Origin of the sequence: Streptomyces flavotricini (genome assembly GCF_020639365.1) — a bacterium.
Taxonomy (GTDB): Bacteria; Actinomycetota; Actinomycetes; order Streptomycetales; family Streptomycetaceae; genus Streptomyces; species Streptomyces flavotricini.
The window spans coordinates 813,582-831,379 of the sequence record NZ_JAINUL010000001.1 but is presented as its reverse complement, the minus strand read 5'-3'; the positions used below and the strand labels follow the sequence as shown (position 1 = coordinate 831,379).

The window sequence follows — 17,798 nt, the reverse complement described above, 5'->3', positions numbered from 1 at the left end:
CGCGGGCGCGGCCGGCTCGGTGACCGCCGCCACGGGGCCGCCCGCCGCCATGGCGCCGCGCACCTGCTCCAGCCACCGGCCGGCGGGCTCCTCGTAATCGGGCTCGCAGTCCACGCGCGGCAGCAGGCGCACCGCCCCGAGTTCTTCGAGGCGCCGGTCGAGCCGCCGGCCGTGTCCGCAGAAGGCGTCGTACGAGGAGTCCCCGAGGGCGAGCACCGCGTACCGGACGTCTTCGAGCCGCGGCGCGTCGGCCGCGCTGAGGGCCTCCCAGAACCCGGCTCCGTTGTCGGGGGCCTCGCCGTCACCGAAGGTGCTGGTGACGATCAGCACATCCGTGCCGGGGGTGAGGGAGGCGGGGAGCCGGTCGGTCATGTCGTGCACGGCCGGCGCGCGGCCGTCCTCGGCCAGCGCGGCGCCGACGGTGGCGGCGAGCTCCTCGGCGTTCCCCGTCTGCGAGGCCCACAGGACCACCGTCTGCCGGGTCGGCGTGCCCGGGCCGGGGGAGTCCGGTTCCGGGGCGGAGGGGGGTGTGACCGCAGGCGAGAACACAGGCGCGAACGCCGGCGTGAACGAGGGCGTCGGGGCCAGGGCCGTGGCCGTACGGGAGTAGGTCCCGGCGAGCACCCCGTCGACCCAGAGCGAGTGCCCTTCCTCGAAGGGGGCGCCGAGGGGAAGGAGCGGGACGTCCGTACCGGGCGGGGTCGAGGCGAGCCCGGCGAGGAATCCGGCGAGGTACTGGCGCTCCCGGTCGGACAGGGCGGGCGGCGCATGCCCGTCCAGCCCGAACAGGGAGGTCAGGGCGGGGACCGCGGTCGCCGGCCGGGCGGTCACGGGGTGCATCAGCGTCGTGGTCGTACGGCCCGGGCCGGCCACCGCTTCGGAGGCCGCGCCGGACGCCCCGCCGGTCCCGCCGGAGGCCGCCCCGGCGGCCGGAGCGGTCACCGGAACCGGCACCCGCGTCCTGGCCAGCGTCACGGCGCACACCTTGAACTCGGGCTGGAAGGAGACGGGGTCGACGGCGTCGTTGGTGACGGCGTTGACGCTGAGGTACTCGCCGAACAGGTCGTTCCAGTGGAACGGGGCGAAGCAGTTCCCGGGCCGCACCCGGTCGGTGACGACGGCCGGCAGCACCGCCCGGCCGCGCCGCGAGGCCACCTCCACCCCGTCGCCCTGCGCGATGCCCAGCGCCGCGGCGTCCGCCGGGTGGATCTCGACGAACGGACCCGGGTCGAGCTTGTTCAGCTTGGCGACCTTTCCCGTCTTGGTCAGGGTGTGCCACTGGTGCTGCAGACGCCCGGTGTTCAGGACGAACGGATAGTCGTCATCCGGGAGTTCATCGGCCGGAAGGTACGGCCTGGCGAAGAAGGAGGCCCGCCCGGAGGCGGTCGGGAAGACCAGCCGCGGGCGGCTGCCGTCCGGGCGCTCGGCCAGGGTCTGGCTGACGCCGTCGTTGAGGTACCGGACCGGATTGCGGTCCGGTCCGCCCGGGGCCGCCGGCCACTGCACCGGCCCGCGGCGCAGCCGGTCGTAGGACACGCCCCGCAGGTCCCAGCCCGTCGTCGGGTTCCACGCCCGCCGCAGCTCCTCGAAGACCTCCTCGGAGCCGCTGTACGTGAACGCCTCGGCGAATCCCATCTCGCAGGCGACGCGGGCGATCAACTGCCAGTCCGGCAGGGCCTGTCCGGGCGGGTCGACGGCCCCGCGGACCAGGGTGAGGTTGCGCTCGGAATTGATCATCACGCCGTCCGACTCCGCCCAGAGGGTGGCCGGGAGCACGATGTCGGCGTAGGCGTTGGTCTCGGTTTCGGTGAACACGTCCTGCGTGATGACCAGTTCGGCGGTCTCCAGCGCCTTGATGACCGTACTGCGGTTGGCGACGGAGGCGACCGGGTTGGTGCAGATGATCCAGCACGCCCGTATCTCGCCGGCCGCCATCTCCTCGAACATCTCGACCGTGCCGCGCCCGACGTCGGTGCGCAGAGTGCCCTCCGGCAGCCCCCACAGCTCTTCGGTGAAGCGCCGGTCCCCGTCGACGAGGACCGATCGCTGACCGGGCAGGCCCGGTCCCATGTAGCCCATCTCCCGGCCGCCCATGGCGTTGGGCTGTCCGGTCAGGGAGAAGGGGCCGCTGCCGGGGCGGCAGATCGCCCCCGTGGCCAGGTGCAGGTTGACCAGGGCGTTGGTGTTCCAGGTGCCGTGGGTGGACTGGTTGAGTCCCATGGTCCAGCAGCTCATCCACTCGCCCGCCTCGCCGATCCAGCGGGCGGCCAGGCGGATGTCCGCCTCCGGTATGCCGGTGATCTCGGCGACCTTCGCGGGCGGGTAGTCCCGCAGGAAGGCGGGCATGTCCTCCCAGCCCTCGGTGTGCTCGGCGATGAAGGCCGGGTCGGTCCGGCCGCCCTCGACCAGCAGGTGCAGCAGCCCGTTGAGGAGGGCCAGGTCGGTGCCCGGCCGTATCTGCAGGAACAGGTCCGCCTTGTCGGCGGTGGCGTTGCGGCGCGGGTCGACGACGATCAGCTTGGCGCCGGCGGACTTGACCCGGTCCATCATCCGCAGGAAGAGGACGGGGTGGCAGTCGGCCATGTTCGCGCCGATCACGAAGAAGGCGTCGGCCCGCTCGAAGTCCTCGTACGAGCCGGGCGGCCCGTCGGCGCCCAGCGAGAGCTTGTAGCCGCTGCCGGCGCTCGCCATGCACAGCCGGGAGTTCGACTCGATCCGGTTCGTGCGCAGGAACCCCTTGGCCAGCTTGTTGGCAAGGTACTGGGCCTCCAGCGACATCTGGCCGGAGACGTACAGGCTCAGCGCGTCGGGGCCGTGCGCGTCGAGGACCGCGCGCAGCCGCTGGGCCGTCCGGGTGATGGCGGCGTCCACGTCCACCGCGGTCGGCGCGGCGCCCCGCTCCTCGCGCACCAGGGCGGTCCCGAGCCGGCCGGGCGCGGCCAGCAGGTCCGCGTGGGTGGCGCCCTTGGTGCACAACCGGCCGGTGTTGGCGGGGTGCTGCTTGTCGCCGACGGCCTTGGCCACCGTACGGCGGCCGTCGGAGCCCCGGGCGATGTCCAGCACGATCCCGCAGCCGACGCCGCAGTAGGAGCAGACCGTGCGCACGGATCCGGTGGCCGCGTCCCCCGCGGGCCCGGCCGCCGTTCGCCGTGCGCGTCCGCTCGCCGCTTCCGCCTCGGACACAGGAGACCTCCTCGGAGTACACCGGCCGACCCCCCAGATCCCCGGGCGCCGCGGCCGTGTGCAGGTCGATCCCGTGGCGCCCAACGTAGGAAACCCCTGTTGCGCACGTGTGACGGGCGGCGCCGCCCCGGGGTTACAAGCGGCTGCGCGGGCGCCCCCACCGGCCGTGAGGCGCGCATCCACGTAAACACGGGCGGCTCAGCCGTGCCAGATCTTCTCGTAGGCCTCCCGGTAGCCCTCCGGGTCCCAGGACGTGGCCCCGGAGCTGTTCTCGGCCGTCGCGATGTGCACGGGGGCCACGTAGCCGCTGGCCGGCCGTCCGGCGAAGGCCCGGTTGAACTCGTCGACGACCTGCCAGCCCTGCTGCGAGAGCGGCTCCGGCACGGTGGCGGCCTGGAACTGCTCGCTGTTGATCCGCCGGAATGCCGACGGGTCCCCGTCGCCGGCGCCGATGTTGAAGGGAGGCCCTGCGCCGGGCTTGCCGGCGGCCCGGAAGGCGGGCGCGGCGTCGTCGAAGTACAGGTCGTTGATGGCGACGGAATACGTCCACCGCTTGCCGAAGCGGGACAGCAGCGAGGCGACCTCCTGGGGGGTGCGCCGGCTCGCGTCCGGGATCGGGATGTTCTTGTGCGCGAGGAGCTCGACCCCCGGGCAGGCGGCGAGCCGCTGCTCGATCAGCTTGGACTTCGTACCGGCGAACGGGATCGAGTCATCGGTGAAGACGACGACCCCGGCGGCCCCGTCGGACCGGGCGATGACCCAGTCCGCGCTGGCCTTCGCCACCTCCTCCACCTTCGTGGTGACGTTGGTGAAGAGCCGGGGGTCGGTGCTCGGGCCCGGGGTGCTGACCGCGTGCCAGCCGATCAGCGGGATGCCCGCCGCCTCGGCCCGCGCCACCTGCTGCGAGGTCAGCCGGGGATCGAAGCCGCCGATGACGATGCCCTGGGGTCTGAGGGTGACGGCCTGGCTGAGCGCCGCCTGGATGCCGGCCGGGGTGCCCTCCCCGTCGATCACCCTGACGTTCCAGCCGATGGTCCGCGCGGCCTCCCGGACGCCCTTGGCGACCCCCGCGACGCCGGGGTTGGTCATGGTCTGCGCGACGTAGACGAGGGTCTTGCCGGGGACCGCCCGCGGGCCGGTCGTGGGGCCGGTCCACGCGGTGTCGGTGCTCTCGGCCCGCCGGACGGTCGCCTCGGCCTCCTGGAGGACGGCCGGGCATCCGGCGGTCGAGGGGCCGGTGGCGTTCGGGGAGCCGCCGCCCCCGCAGCCGGCGAGGGCGGCGCCGGCCGCTGCCAGCAGGGCGGCGGCCGCGAGTGGGGTCCTGCGGTTCGGGTACTTCGGGTCCACGGTGCTCCTGAGCTTGTCTAAGTGGTGCCGGTGCCGGTGCCGGTGCCGGTGCCGGTGCCCATGCCGGTGCCGCCGACGCCCGCGTCCGCCGTGGCGCCGGCGTCGGTGCGCAGCCGCCGCCGGGCCGAGTAGCCGGCCAGCCCGACCGCGATGAGCAGCGTGCCGCCGTTGAACAGCGGGGTGGCCCAGAACTGGGCGCCGAGCTGGCCGATCCCGGCGAGCCCGACCGCCAGTACGGTCACGGCCACGAGGGTGCCGATGGCGTTGGCCCGGCCCGGCTTGATGGCGGTGGAGCCGAGCAGGGCTCCGACGAAGGCGGGCAGCAGGTAGTCCAGGCCCACGCTCGGGTTGCCGATCTGCTGCTGCGCGGCGAGCAGCACCCCGGCGAACCCGACGACCGTGCCCGAGCAGGCGAAGGCGTAGACGCAGTACCGGCGGGTGGGGATGCCGACGATCTCGGCGGCGCGGGGGTTGGAGCCGATGACGTACAGGTACCGGCCGAACGGCAGCCGCTCCAGCACCACCCAGAGGACGATGGCGAGGCCGAGGACGTAGAAGGCGGGGACCGGCAGCCCGAGGAACCGGCCGTCGTAGAGGTCGGTGAACGCGGCCGGGAGACCGTCGGGACCGGGGACGATCCGGCCCCCGTCGGTGATCCAGCCGGTGACGGCGTACATCATGCTGCCCGTGCCGAGCGTGGCGATGAAGGCGTCGATGCGGGCGAACTCGACGATGACCCCGTTCACGGCGCCGACCAGGGAGCCTCCGATGACGACCACCAGGCAGGCGAGCGGCCACGGCCAGCCCTCCTCGACGATGAGGAACAGCACCATGACGTGCGCCAGGCCCAGCGCGTAGCCGATGGACAGGTCGAACTTGCCGCTCGCGATGGGGACCGTCACACCGAGCGCCAGGATGGCCGGGATCGACTGGCCGGAGAGGATCGAGGAGACGTTGTCCAGAGTGGGGAAGGTGTCCGGCAGGAGGACGGAGAAGAGCAGGAACAGCAGGACGGTGAGGGCCAGCAGACCGTACGTGCCGATGAAGTGCCCGTGCCCGCGCCGGTGCCCCGTCCGGGTGGGGCGGGTGGAGGACGGGCTCACCGGCCCTCCGCGCTTCCGGTGATCGCGGGCAGGGCCGATGCGGTGCGGGTGAGTTCCGTGACGTTCAGGGCTTTCCCCGCCAGCTCGGCCACCACGGTCCCGCGCCCGAACACCAGCGCCCGGTGGCACACGTCGGCGATCTCCTGGTAATCGGTGGAGATGAGCAGCACCGCCGCCCCCTCGGCCGGCGCCTCCTCGAGGAGCCGGTGGATCGACGCCTTGGCGCCCACGTCCACGCCGGCCGTCGGTTCTTCGAGGATCAGCAGGCGCAGCCGCCCCCGGAGCCGGCGGCCGACCATGACCTTCTGCTGGTTGCCGCCGGACAGGGTGGCGATCGGCACCTCGCTGTCGCGCGGGCGTACGGAGTACCGCTCGATCAGGGCCGCGGCCTCGGCGCGCTCGCGCCGCGGCGCGAGCCAGTGCCAGGCCGGCACACCGGCGGCCCGGGGGTTGGCCAGGAAGTTCTCCCGGACCGTCAGTTCCGCGGCGCAGCCCTCCTCCTGCCGGTTGCCGGAGACGAAGCCGACCCCCGCGCGGAGGGCGGCGGAGACCGTACGGGGGCGGTACGGGCGCCCGTCGAGCAGCGCCCGCCCGCCGAGCAGCGGCAGCACGCCGGCGAGGGCGCGGCCGAGGTGCATGTGCCCGGCGCCGGTCAGGCCGACCATGCCGAGGATCTCGCCCTCGCGCAGCTCCAGGCTGACGGGTCCGGTGCGTTCGGTCCGCACGCCGTCGAGGCGCAGCAGGGGCGTCGGGCGGCGCCCGGAAGCCGGCGCCGCGGCCGCGGCCCGGGGCGGGTGCCCGGTCGGTTCGTGGCCCACGATGTCGCGGACCAGCCGGGCCGGGCCGTACGGGGCGAGGGGCCCCTGGCTGACGAGCCTGCCGTCCCGCAGCACGGCGAAGGAGTCGGCGACCTCGTACACCTCGTCGAGCCGGTGGCTCACGTAGAGGATGCCGTGCCCCCGGTCGCGCAGGGCGTGCAGGATGCCGAAGAGGCGCGCGCAGTCCGCGGCGGGGAGGGTGGCGGTCGGCTCGTCGAGGACGAAGAGCCGGGCGCGCCTCGCCAGCCCGCGGGCGATCGCGACCAGGGAGCGTTCGGCGGGGGCGAGGTCGGCGATCCGTGTGTCGGGGTCCAGGTGCCCGGCGACGATGTCCAGCGCCTCGGCGCAGCGCTCCCGGGTCCGCCGCCAGGAGATCAGGCCGTGGCGGCGCGGGTACCCGGTGCCCAGGGCGATGTTCTCGGCGACGGTCATCCAGTCGACCAGGCCGAGGTCCTGGTGGATGAAGGACATGCTGCGCGAGGCGGCGTCGGAGCCGAGCGGGTGCCCGGCCACGGTCACTTCGCCCTCGTCGGCGCGGTGGACACCGGCGAGCACCTTGATGAGGGTGGACTTTCCTGCGCCGTTGGGGCCGAGCAGGGCGAGGACGCTGCCGCCGTGGACGTCGAGGCTGACCGCGTCCAGCGCGACGGTGCCGCCGAACCGCTTGCCGAGACCGCGCATCCGGACGAGGGGTTCACCGCCGGGTCGCGAGGGCGGGTGCGCCGGGGTGAGGGGAGTGGCGGGAGTGTCATGCACGGACTTCTCCGGGGCCGCCTGGGGAGGTGGTGCTGGGGGAGGTACAGCCTGTAGCGATGAGGACACCGGTGATGCTACTGGTGGCCGTACCGATATGGGCGATATGTCGGCTGTCAGGCCTGTCGGCCGTCAGGCCGCGTCCAGGGCGCATTCGGCCCAGATGACCTTGCCCTGCGTGGTGTACCGGGTGCCCCAGGCGCGGGCGAGCTGGGCGACGAGGAACAGGCCGCGGCCGCCCTCCTCCGTGGAAGCCGCCCGCCGCAGGTGCGGGGCGGTGTTGCTGCCGTCGGAGACCTCGCAGATCAGCGAGCGGTCGTGGACCAGGCGCACCTGGATGGGCTCGGTGCCGTAGCGGACCGCGTTGGTGACCAGCTCGCTCAGCATCAGCTCGGCGGCGAAGGCGAGCTCGGCCAGCCCCCAGTCGGCGAGCTGGCGGGTGGCGGCGGCGCGCACGCCGGCCACCAGGGAGGGGTCGGCGGACACGGTCCACGTGGCGATCCGGTCGGCGGGCACGGTACGGGTGCGGGCGACGAGCAGCGCGATGTCGTCCGCGGGGTGTTCGGGCGCCATGGCGTCGATGACCGCCCGGCAGGTGTCCTCGGGCGAGCGGTCCGGCTGGGCCAGGATGCCGCTCAGCTGGTCGAGGGCCACGTCGATGTCGCGTTCGCGGTCCTCGACGAGTCCGTCGGTGTAGAGGACCAAGGTGCTGCCCTCGGGCAGCTGGATCTCCGCCGTCTCGAACGGCAGGCCGCCCAGGCCCAGCGGCGGTCCGGCGGGCAGCTCCGGGAACGTCACCCGGCCGCCCGGGTGGACCAGCGCGGGCGGTGGGTGCCCGGCGCGGGCCATGGTGCACAGCCGCGACGTGGGGTCGTAGACCGCGTAGAGACAGGTGGCGCCGACGATGCCGGTGCTGCCGGAGTCGTTGTCGCCGCCCTCCTCCCGGTCCAGGCGGACCAGGAGGTTGTCCAGGTGGGTGAGGAGCTCGTCGGGGGCGAGTTCCAGTTCGGCGAAGTTGCGGGCGGCCGTGCGCAGCCGGCCCATGGTGGCGGCGGCGTGCAGGCCGTGGCCGACGACGTCCCCCACGAGGAGGGCGACGCGGGTGCCGGAGAGCGGGATGACGTCGAACCAGTCGCCGCCGACCCCCGATTCGGCGGGCAGGTAGCGGTGTGCGACCTCGACGGCGCCCTGCTCGGGGATGCCGTGCGGGAGCAGGCTCTCCTGCAGGGCCAGGGCCAGGGTGTGCTCGCGGGTGTACCGGCGGGCGTTGTCGATGCAGAGGGCGGCGCGGGCCGCGAGCTCCCGGGCCAGCCAGCTGTCGTCCTCGCCGAACGGGGCGGGGTCCTGCGAGCGGTAGAAGCTGGCGATGCCCAGCAGGACGCTGCGCGCCAGGAGGGGGACGGAGATGAGGGAGTGCACGTTGCGGGCGAGGATCCGCCGCGCGTGCTCGGGTTCCTGGTCGATCCAGCCGACGGCCTCCCGGAGGTCGGCTTCCAGCACGGCCTGCCCGCTCTCCAGGCACCGCATGTGCGGGGTGCCGGAGCGCAGCTCCACCCGGCGGCCGGCGGGGTAGAAGGGGTGGTCCTCGCGTATGCCGTGGACGACCGCGCGGTGCAGCTCGCTGCGGGGGTCGGCGGACTCCTCGCCGCGCAGCACGGCCTCCGGCACGTCGATGGTGACGTAGTCGGCGAGGCGGGGGACCGCCGTCTCGGCGAGTTCCCACGCGGTGCGGGTCACGTCCAGCGTGGTGCCGATACGGGTACTGGCCTCGGCCAGCAGCTCCAGACGGCGGCGCGCCGCGACGGCGTACTTGCCGACCTCCGGCTCGCCCACCAGCACCAGGCCCCGGACCCTGCCGGGGGAGGGCGGGTCCGCGTCGGACGGGCCGGGAGGCGTCCCGGACGGCGTCCCGTGCGGCATGTCGCGCGGCGCTCCGTGCGGTGGGCCCGCGCCGGTCACGACGGAGAGGTGGTGCGCCGGCGGCGGCTCGCCGGTGAACACGGCCTCGACGACCACGCCCTCCACCCCGGAGCGGCTCGTGACCGGGCTGCTCAGCAGCGTGACCCCCCGCCCGTGGGGCAGGGACACCTCGACGCAGGCCCGTCGCGTCGACGACATGAGCTCGGTGGCCTTCTCCTTGAGGATCATCTGGGCGTGCAGGTCCAGCCCGCTGTCTCCGAGGTCCTCCAGCGCGACCGTCGGCCCCTCGCCGGGGCCGGGGCCGGCGCCGTTCCGGGCCAGGTGGCCGGCGTCGAGGTACGCACGCAGCAGGTCGCGCTCCCGCGCCGAACGCTGCTCCATCAGCCGCCGCTCGATGGACTGGGCGGCCCGGTGGACCAGGGCGGGCAGCGCCGCGTGCTCGTAGCCGTGCGGGTATCCGAAGCAGAGCACGCCGACGACGTGTCCGCTCAGCTGGTCGCGGATCGGGGTCGCGGAGCAGGCGTTCGACTGGGAGCGCTCGGCGAAGTGCTCGGCCCCGTAGACCTGTACGAGATGCCGTTCGGCGAGCGCGAGGCCGATGCCGTTGGTCCCCGCGAACCGCTCGGCGAAGACGAAGCCGGGGACGCTCTGGATGGGGGGCAGGCTGCGGGCCAGGGCGGGTTCTCCGAAGCGGCGCTGGAGCACCGTTCCGTTCCCGTCGGCGAGGGAGACGTTCATCTGGCTGCCCGCGAACCGGGACGCCAGCTCGTCGAGCACGGGCCGGGCCGCGCGCACCAGCCGGCTGTCCGGGTCGAAATCGTCCCGGTACGGAAGGTCCGTCTGGTCCGGCGAGAGTCCGAGGGACTGGCAGCGCTGCCACGAGTTCAGGATCGGGCCGCGCACCCCGTCCGCGATCGGCTCGCCCACCAGGAACCGCTCACGGGAGCGTGCGGGGCCGATCTGCTCTCCCGTGGCCCCCATACGCATCACTTCCCCTTACCGAGCGCTCGGCCGCGGCGAGGCGCCACAGCGGAGCGCTTACACCGAGCAAGTGCTTTCCGAGTATATTCCTACCTATTTGTCCGCATCAGAGGACGGCGACCGGATTGACGGGTGAACCCGTCCCGCCGGGCACGTCCAGCGGCGCCACGACGAGCATGAACTCGTGGCGCCCGGCCTCGGCGCAGGCGGCGGAGAGGGCCTCCAGGTCCAGGTTGTCCAGCAGCGGCACCCCCATGGCGGCCACGGCGAGGGCGTGCACGGGGGAGTGGACGCCCTCGACCGGTGAGGGGCGCAGATCGCTGTCCCCGTCGCCGCCGAGCAGGGCGACGGCGCGCTCGGCCAGCAACGGCACGGCGTCCACGTGGAAACCGGCGCTCGCGGCGTCGGAGTTCCACGGGCCGAGCTCCCGGCTGCGGCGGAAGCGGCCGGAGCGCAGCAGCACCGCACAGCCCGCGTCGACCGTCACGCCCAGGGCCCGCTCCGCGGTCAGGACGTCCTGCGCGTGGACCGCCCGCCCGGGCTCCAGCCAGTCGACCCCGAGAACGGCCGGCAGGTCGAGGAGCACCCCCTTGGTGACGAGGGGGCCGAGCGCCGCCACCGAGCCGAAGCGCGCGCCCCCGGCGTCGACGGCCTCCCGTGCGCGGCGGCCCTCGTACAGTCGCCCCTCGTACGCGACGTGTGACAGCGCGTCCAGGTGGCTCACGGCCTTGCCGTGGTAGTCGGCGGCGAGGAAGTCCTTGTACGTGGAGGGCTCCGGGGCCTCCACGTCGCCGAGGTCGGTCATGTGGTGCAGGGCGGGCTTGCGGTTGTCCGGTCCCGTCCGGGTGTCCCAGGGCAGGCCCAGCGGCACCGCCGTACCGGACCGGACCAGGGCGGCGGCCCGCCGCACGTGGTCCGCGGTGACCCGGTTCCAGGCACCGCGGTCGGCCGGCGTCCAGCGGCCCCAGGTGCGGACCGCGGTGAAGATCGCGTCGAACTCCCGACGGGAGACCCGGCGCTCGGGGCTGCTGCTCATCCGGATTCACCGTTCCAAGGCTCGGCGTGGCCCCGCTCCGGGGAGGGCGGGGGCGGGGGAACGGGCGCCCCGACACCCGCACCGCCTCACATGCCCGCGGGCCGCGCGCTCTACGCCCGACGGGCCCCGCTCGGGCGAACGGTGGCGGCGAGCGGCTGCGGCGGCGCAGGCTGGATCCATGCGGGTGCCCTTCCGTGCGCTTCCTCGACCGGGAGCGGGCGGTCACCACGAGGTCCTCTTCGTGCTCGCGGAGTGTCTGCCCTTCGCGATCGCGCTCGCGGTGCTGACCATCGAATTCACGCCCGCGCACGTGCTGTACACCGGTCCCCTCCTGGTCGCGACGCCGGCGCTGGCCGCCGTGGCGATGGGCCCGAAGGGCACACTGGCGGCGGTGGCCCTGGCCGTGGCCGTGAGCATCACCACCGCCACGTACAACGGGGCCTGGGGCAGCCAGCAGGTCTACACCAATTTCCTGGCCCTGTTCCTGGTGTCCCTGGCGAGCCTCGCCACGAGCAGTACCGTCCGCAAGCGGCGGGAGGACGAGCTCGAGCAGGTCCGCCGGATCGCCGTGGCGGCCCAGGAGGCCGTGCTGCGGCCCGTACCGGTCCGGCTCGGCCCCCTGCGCATGGCCGGCATGTACCTGGCGGCCGAGACGGGGGCGCAGATCGGCGGTGATCTGTACGAGGCCGTGGAGACGCGGTACGGGGTCCGGGTGATCGTGGGAGACGTCCGGGGCAAGGGGCTGCCGGCCGTACGGGCGGCAGCGGCCGTGCTGGGCGCGTTCCGGGAGGCCGCGCACTACGAGGACGAACTCGTCGGGGTCATCAACCGCTGCGAGGCGGCGCTGTTGCGGGACGCGGCCGTGCCGGGCGTGATCGACCCGGACGTGCTCGCGGAGGGCTTCGTCACCGCGCTGGTGGCGCAGGTGCCGGAGGGGGCGGTGGTCGAGGTGGTCAATCGCGGTCACCCGCCCCCGCTGCTGCTCCGCGACGGAACGGTCCGCGCACTGATGCCCGCCCGCCCGCTGCCGCCGCTCGGCCTGGCGGAGTTCGTCACCGGGCCCCCCGGTACGCCGGACCGCCACTCCTTCGTCCCCGGGGACCGGCTGCTCCTGTACACCGACGGGGTCATCGAAGCCCGCGACGGCGGCGGCGAATTCTTCGCCCTGCCCGAGGCGATGGAGGCCGTGGAGGCGGCGCCCGAGGCGCAGGAATTCCTGAACGAGCTCCATCGGGGGCTGCTCCGCCACACCCGGCACGGCCTGGCGGACGACGCGGCGATGTTCCTCGTCGACCGGTGACCCCGATCAATTCCCTTATGGGGAACAGGCATTCGGTCTGGCTTGAATGTCGCTGCACCGGTCCGCAAACGTCGCGCGGCACAAGATCGCCGTATCGAGGTAATGGCTACGGCTGAAGGGACTGATGTGACGCGCTGACGGTTAGTGTGCTCCCGGATCTGGACGGAATGCCCGGAATTCCGACCCCCTTTCTTCTTTCTTTTTCACCGGCGGCGCGTGCGCGCCGCCGGTCACCGCCCTGATGAAGGAGCGCCTGCCCGATGACCGTGGACACCAGCCCGGAGGCGCAGCTCGACCCGTCCCGGCAGACCAGCCTGGGCACGGCGGCTGCCCGCAACCTCGCCACCACCACCAAGTCCGCCCCGCAGATGCAGGAGATCACCTCCCGCTGGCTGCTGAAGATGCTTCCCTGGGTGGAGACCAAGGGCGGCACCTACCGGGTGAACCGCCGGCTGACCTACACCGTCGGCGACGGCCGCATCGAGTTCGTCCAGGACGGCGCCCACGTCCGGGTGATCCCCCGCGAGCTCGGCGAGATCGCCATGCTGCGCGGCTTCGACGACCTGGACGTGCTGACCGCGCTCGCCGCCCGGTGCGTCCAGCGCGATTTCCGCGCCGGTGAGGTGCTCGTCGAGCGCGGCACCCCGGCCAACGACATCCACCTGATCGCCCACGGCCGGATCAACCAGACCTCCGTCGGCAAGTACGGCGACGAGGTCGCGGTCGCCGTGCTCGCGGACGGCGACCGGTTCGGCGAGAACGCCCTGCTCGACGGCGCAGGCGGCTGGGACTACACCGCGACCGCCGCCACCGCGGGCACCCTGCTCACCCTGTCCCGCTCCGACTTCGCCGCCGTACTGTCCTCGGCGCCGCACCTCCAGGCCCACGTCCAGCAGTTCGGCTCGCTGCCGCGCCAGCGGCAGAACAAGCACGGCGAGGCCGAGATCGCCATGTCGGCCGGCCACACCGGCGAGGCCGAACTGCCCGGCACCTTCGTCGACTACGAGCTCAACCCGCGCGAGTACGAACTCTCCATCGCGCAGACGGTCCTGCGGGTGCACACGCGGGTGGCCGACCTCTACAACGAGCCGATGAACCAGACCGAGGAGCAGCTCCGGCTCACCATCGAGGCGCTGCGCGAGCGCCAGGAGCACGAGCTGGTCAACAACCGGGAGTTCGGTCTGCTCCACAACGCCGCCTTCAAGCAGCGGATCCAGACGCACTCCGGCCCGCCCACCCCGGACGACCTCGACGAGCTGCTCTGCCGCCGCCGCGGAACCAAGCTCCTCCTCGCCCACCCCAAGACGATCGCGGCGATCGGGCGCGAGTTCAACGCCCGCGGGCTCTACCCGGACCACGTCGACCTCGGCGGCCAGCAGGTCCCGGCTTGGCGCGGGGTCCCGATCCTGCCGTGCAACAAGATCCCCATCAGCAAGGAGAACACCAGCTCGATCCTCGCCATGCGTACCGGCGAGGACAACCAGGGCGTCATCGGCCTGCGCCAGACCGGTCTGCCGGAGGAGTACGAACCGGGCCTGTCGGTGCGGTTCATGGGCATCGACGAGCGGTCGATCATCTCCTACCTGGTCTCCACCTACTACTCCGCCGCGATCCTCGTGCCCGACGCGCTCGGCGTCCTGGAGAACGTACAGATCGCCCGCAGGCACGACTAGCCGACCGCCCGGGGCCGCGCCCGGGAACCGGGACAGCCCAACCACCTCACCAAGGAGTCACGGATGCCCGATCCCGGGCCCTCCCCTCTGCAGCCGAGCCTCCCCGCCGCGGCGGTCGCCTTCGGGACGTACGGCCACGGACGCGGAGTCGAAGCCGTCGGCTGCGTCCGGCCCGAGCAGCTCGCCGTGCCCGCCCCCGCCGGGCCACCGGCTCCCGCGGGTGCGCCGAACCCCGCGCTGGAGCGGATCCTGCGCGGCCCCAGCGGCCTGGGCACGGTGGGCCTCCACCCGGCCCGGACCGAGGGGCCGCCGTCCGCACCGGCGGAACCGGCGGCCGGCCGGCCGATCCCGGGCCTGTACTACCACCCCGTACCGGAACCCGATCCCGTACGGGTGGAGGAGGTCAGCCGCCGGATCAAGGCGTGGGCGGACGAGGTCGACCTCTACCCCCCGGAGTGGGAGGACCAGTTCGACGGCTTCTCCGTGGGCCGCTACATGGTCGCCTGTCACCCGGACGCCCCGAGCATCGACCACCTGATGCTCGCCACCCGCCTGATGGTCGCCGAGAACGTGGTCGACGACTGCTACTGCGAGGACCACGGGGGTTCGCCCGTCGGCCTCGGCGGACGCCTGCTGCTGGCGCACACGGCGCTCGACCCCCTGCACACCACGACCGAGTACCAGCCGGCGTGGACGGAGTCGCTCCGCTCGGACGCCCCGCGTCGCGCGTACCGCTCGGCCATGGAGTACCTCCTCCAGGGGGCCGGCCCCTCCCAGGCCGACCGGTTCCGGCACGACATGGCCCGCCTGCACATGGGGTACCTCGCCGAGGCGGCCTGGGCCGAGACGGACTACGTCCCGCAGGTGTGGGAGTACCTGGCGATGCGCCAGTTCAACAACTTCCGCCCCTGTCCCACGATCACCGACACCGTCGGCGGCTACGAACTACCGGCGGACCTGCACGCCCAGCCCGCCATGCAACGGGTCATCGCGCTCGCCGGGAACGCCACGACCATCGTCAACGACCTTTACTCGTACACCAAGGAACTCGCCAGCCCCGGCCGTCACTTGAACCTGCCCGTGGTGATCGCCGAACGTGAGGGCGTCTCCGTCAAGGAGGCCTACCTGAAGGCGGTCGAGGTCCACAACGACCTCATGCACGCCTTCGAGGCCGCGGCCGCCGACCTGGCCGCCTCCTGCCCCGCCCCGAACGTGGCGCGCTTCTTGCGCGGGGTCGCCGCGTGGGTCGACGGAAACCACTACTGGCACATGACCAACACCTACCGCTACAGCCTGCCCGACTTCTGGTAAGGACGGATCTATAAGTGACCGACACCGATCTCACCGTTGCCCCCACCGCTTCCACCACCTCGGCGTTCATTCCGTCGCCGGCCACGCCCTACCAGGGCGACATCGCCCGCTACTGGGATCACGAGGCCCGGCCGGTCAACCTGCGCCTCGGCGACGTGGACGGCTTGTACCACCACCACTACGGCATCGGTGACGTCGACCACGCCGCCCTCGGGAGCACCGACGACAGCGCGTACGAGAAGAAGCTGATCGCCGAACTGCACCGGCTGGAGTCGGCGCAGGCCGACGTCCTCCTGGACCACTTGGGTTCCATCGGACACGGCGACACGCTCGTGGACGCGGGCTGCGGCCGCGGCGGCTCGTCCGTCATGGCCCACCAGCGGTTCGGCTGCAAGGTCGAGGGCGTCACCCTGTCGGCGAAGCAGGCCGAGTTCGCGAACCAGCGCGCCCGCGAACTGGGCATCGACGACTCGGTCCGCGCGCGCGTCTGCAACATGCTCGACATGCCGTTCGAGACGGGGCAGGCCGCGGGCTCGTGGAACAACGAGTCGAGCATGTACGTCGACCTGCACGACCTGTTCGCCGAGCACTCCCGCGTCCTGGCCGTCGGCGGCCGGTACGTGACCATCACCGGCTGCTGGAACCCCCGTTACGGCCAGCCCTCGAAGTGGGTCTCCCAGATCAACGCGCACTTCGAGTGCAACATCCACTCCCGCCGGGAGTACATGCGGGCCATGGCCGACAACCGCCTCGTACCGCAGGCCGTCATCGACCTGACCCCCGCGACCCTGCCGTACTGGGAGCTGCGGGCCACCTCCTCCCTCGTCACCGGCATCGAGGAGGCGTTCATCAACTCCTACAAGGACGGCTCGTTCCAGTACGTGCTGATCGCGGCCGACCGCGTCTGAGTCCCGCGGACCCGGGGGAGGCCCGGAAGGCGGCGGGGCCCGTGCCTGCGGGCCCGGCTACTCGGAACGGCGCTCCATCACCCGCCGCGCCGCCTCGCTCTCGGCGGCCGGGGGCGACAGCTCGTCCAGGGTGTCGATGTCGGTGTCCCGCTCCAGCTCCTCCTCCCAGGCCGCGGCGAGCCGCTCCTGCTCGGCACGCGGCAGGCCGCCGACGGCCTCGCGGTGCGCCGGGTCGAGGGCGGTCAGAAAGCGGTCGACGGCGTCGAAGGACATCCCGTACTCCTTGGGCGGCTGGATGGTCGGACGGCTGGGCGGAAGGCGCTGCTCCCGGCCCAGGATGTGAGAGACGGCCCGGCCGGGCACGAGGACGCGGCCCGGGCCGCACCCGGATGGCGGCCCCCGCTCACCCCGTGGCGCCGCCGGGAGGCCGATCACCGGTGTGTCATGCGTGCTCCGGCGGTGCGGGCCCCTTCAATGGGCACCTCCGACCGAAAGGGCACGGTATGACCTCCCCCGCGCAGCACACCCGCCGAGCGGTCGTCACGGGCGCGTTCGCCCTGGCCGCCGGCTCCGCGCTCTCCCTCCTCCCGGCGGGCCGGGCGCACGCCGCGGCCGCAGCCGCGGCCGGTCCGGAGATCGTGAGCTGCGCCGGCTGGGGGGCGCGGGCCGCGTCCGAGGACGTGGTGGTCCTGGCCAACCGCCCCGAGCGGATCATCGTCCACCACACGGCGACGCTGAACGTGACCGACTACTCGCAGCAGCGCGCGTACGCCCTGGCCCGGGCGATCCAGACGTACCACATGGACGCCCAGGGCTGGATCGACACCGGGCAGCACTTCACGGTCAGCCGCGGGGCGTTCGTGATGGAAGGCCGCCACAACAGCCTCGCGGAGCTGCGCACCGGCAAGCGCCAGGTGCGCGCGGCGCACTGCGTCGGGCAGAACACGGTCTCGATCGGCATCGAGAACGAGGGCACGTACATGACGGAGGACCCGCCGGCGGCGCAGTTCTCGAAGCTCGCCGACCTGTGCGCCCACATCTGCACCCAGTACGGACTGCCCGCCTCGGAGATCTACGGCCACCGGGACTTCAACTCCACGTCCTGCCCCGGCGACCGCCTCTACGCGCTGCTCCCGACGCTGCGCCGGCAGGTGGCCACCCGCCTGGGCACCCCCCTGACGGACCCGGAATCGGACCCGATCCGGGACCTGATCGACGACGCCGCCGCCCACGCGCTGTCGCCCTTCCCGGAGTACGTCCCCGAGCGACTGCTGCGCCGGCAGTTCCGCTGAGGGTTCCGACACGCACAGCCTGCTGCAGACGCCGACCTCGGGGGCGCGCCCGCCCCGCGCCGCGAGGTCGGCGTCGTCGTGCGCGTCCGGCACGAGCCGGTGCCGTCCGACGTGTTGAAGGATCTGTTGACGCGGGTACGTGACGAGGTATTCCGCATCTCCGCCCAACCACC

At 73.2% G+C, this 17,798-nt stretch carries 12 protein-coding genes; 5 read left to right on the top strand and 7 right to left on the bottom strand.

The features are described from left to right. From K7B10_RS04125 to K7B10_RS04100, 6 genes are all read right to left on the bottom strand, one after another. Nucleotides 1-3,105: bifunctional nitrate reductase/sulfite reductase flavoprotein subunit alpha (locus K7B10_RS04125; RefSeq protein ID WP_229344752.1), on the bottom strand; the 3,105-nt coding region annotated here is incomplete at its 3' end. Nucleotides 3,106-3,381: 276 nt separating this feature from the next. Next, entirely contained in the window at nt 3,382-4,530 is a 1,149-nt protein-coding gene (locus tag K7B10_RS04120) for a substrate-binding domain-containing protein (protein ID WP_372481363.1), read from the bottom strand. A 17-nt stretch (nt 4,531-4,547) separates the two neighbouring features. Beyond that, the gene (locus tag K7B10_RS04115; protein ID WP_229334573.1) at nt 4,548-5,633 is read right to left on the bottom strand and encodes an ABC transporter permease; all 1,086 of its coding nucleotides are present in this window, start codon (nt 5,631-5,633) and stop codon (nt 4,548-4,550) included. Then, nucleotides 5,630-7,207, bottom strand: a complete 1,578-nt coding sequence (locus tag K7B10_RS04110) for a sugar ABC transporter ATP-binding protein (RefSeq protein ID WP_372481362.1) — start codon at nt 7,205-7,207, stop codon at nt 5,630-5,632. The genes K7B10_RS04115 and K7B10_RS04110 overlap by 4 nt, the downstream gene beginning before the upstream one ends. A gap of 129 nt (nt 7,208-7,336) precedes the next feature. Beyond that, the gene (locus tag K7B10_RS04105) at nt 7,337-10,105 is read right to left on the bottom strand and encodes a SpoIIE family protein phosphatase (protein WP_229334572.1); all 2,769 of its coding nucleotides are present in this window, start codon (nt 10,103-10,105) and stop codon (nt 7,337-7,339) included. 106 nt (nt 10,106-10,211) lie between these two features. Next, nucleotides 10,212-11,141 carry a cyclase family protein gene (locus K7B10_RS04100; protein ID WP_229334571.1) on the bottom strand — a complete coding sequence of 310 codons (930 nt, stop codon included), beginning with the start codon at nt 11,139-11,141 and terminating at the stop codon, nt 10,212-10,214. A gap of 178 nt (nt 11,142-11,319) precedes the next feature. Here K7B10_RS04100 and K7B10_RS04095 point away from each other — a divergent pair, with 178 nt between their 5' ends. The 4 genes from K7B10_RS04095 (at nt 11,320) to K7B10_RS04080 (ending at nt 16,333) form a co-directional block, all read left to right on the top strand. Then, nucleotides 11,320-12,441 carry a PP2C family protein-serine/threonine phosphatase gene (locus tag K7B10_RS04095; RefSeq protein WP_229334570.1) on the top strand — a complete coding sequence of 374 codons (1,122 nt, stop codon included), beginning with the start codon at nt 11,320-11,322 and terminating at the stop codon, nt 12,439-12,441. Nucleotides 12,442-12,701: 260 nt separating this feature from the next. Beyond that, a complete protein-coding gene (locus K7B10_RS04090; protein ID WP_229334569.1) occupies nt 12,702-14,114 on the top strand; it encodes a family 2B encapsulin nanocompartment shell protein in 1,413 nt (470 codons plus the stop codon). Nucleotides 14,115-14,177: 63 nt separating this feature from the next. Further along, complete coding sequence (locus tag K7B10_RS04085; RefSeq protein WP_229334568.1) at nt 14,178-15,425, top strand: family 2 encapsulin nanocompartment cargo protein terpene cyclase; 1,248 nt, start codon at nt 14,178-14,180, stop codon at nt 15,423-15,425. 14 nt (nt 15,426-15,439) lie between these two features. Continuing rightward, entirely contained in the window at nt 15,440-16,333 is an 894-nt protein-coding gene (locus tag K7B10_RS04080) for a geranyl diphosphate 2-C-methyltransferase (RefSeq protein ID WP_229334567.1), read from the top strand. A 57-nt stretch (nt 16,334-16,390) separates the two neighbouring features. Here the strand turns inward: K7B10_RS04080 and K7B10_RS04075 are convergent, their stop codons facing one another. Continuing rightward, complete coding sequence (locus K7B10_RS04075; protein ID WP_229334566.1) at nt 16,391-16,606, bottom strand: hypothetical protein; 216 nt, start codon at nt 16,604-16,606, stop codon at nt 16,391-16,393. Between the two features lie 230 nt (nt 16,607-16,836). Between K7B10_RS04075 and K7B10_RS04070 the strand changes: the two genes are divergently transcribed. Beyond that, complete coding sequence (locus tag K7B10_RS04070) at nt 16,837-17,625, top strand: peptidoglycan recognition protein family protein (RefSeq protein ID WP_229334565.1); 789 nt, start codon at nt 16,837-16,839, stop codon at nt 17,623-17,625. Nucleotides 17,626-17,798 lie beyond the last annotated feature (173 nt).

Bases quoted from the DNA above. Each gene is read 5' to 3' on its own strand.
- K7B10_RS04070 (WP_229334565.1), top strand. From the start codon at position 16,837: ATGACCTCCCCCGCGCAGCACACCCGCCGAGCGGTCGTCACGGGCGCG.
- K7B10_RS04085 (WP_229334568.1), top strand. From the start codon at position 14,178: ATGCCCGATCCCGGGCCCTCCCCTCTGCAGCCGAGCCTCCCCGCCGCG.
- K7B10_RS04100 (WP_229334571.1), bottom strand. From the start codon at position 11,141: ATGAGCAGCAGCCCCGAGCGCCGGGTCTCCCGTCGGGAGTTCGACGCG.
- K7B10_RS04090 (WP_229334569.1), top strand. From the start codon at position 12,702: ATGACCGTGGACACCAGCCCGGAGGCGCAGCTCGACCCGTCCCGGCAG.
- K7B10_RS04075 (WP_229334566.1), bottom strand. From the start codon at position 16,606: ATGTCCTTCGACGCCGTCGACCGCTTTCTGACCGCCCTCGACCCGGCG.
- K7B10_RS04105 (WP_229334572.1), bottom strand. From the start codon at position 10,105: ATGGGGGCCACGGGAGAGCAGATCGGCCCCGCACGCTCCCGTGAGCGG.
- K7B10_RS04095 (WP_229334570.1), top strand. From the start codon at position 11,320: ATGCGGGTGCCCTTCCGTGCGCTTCCTCGACCGGGAGCGGGCGGTCAC.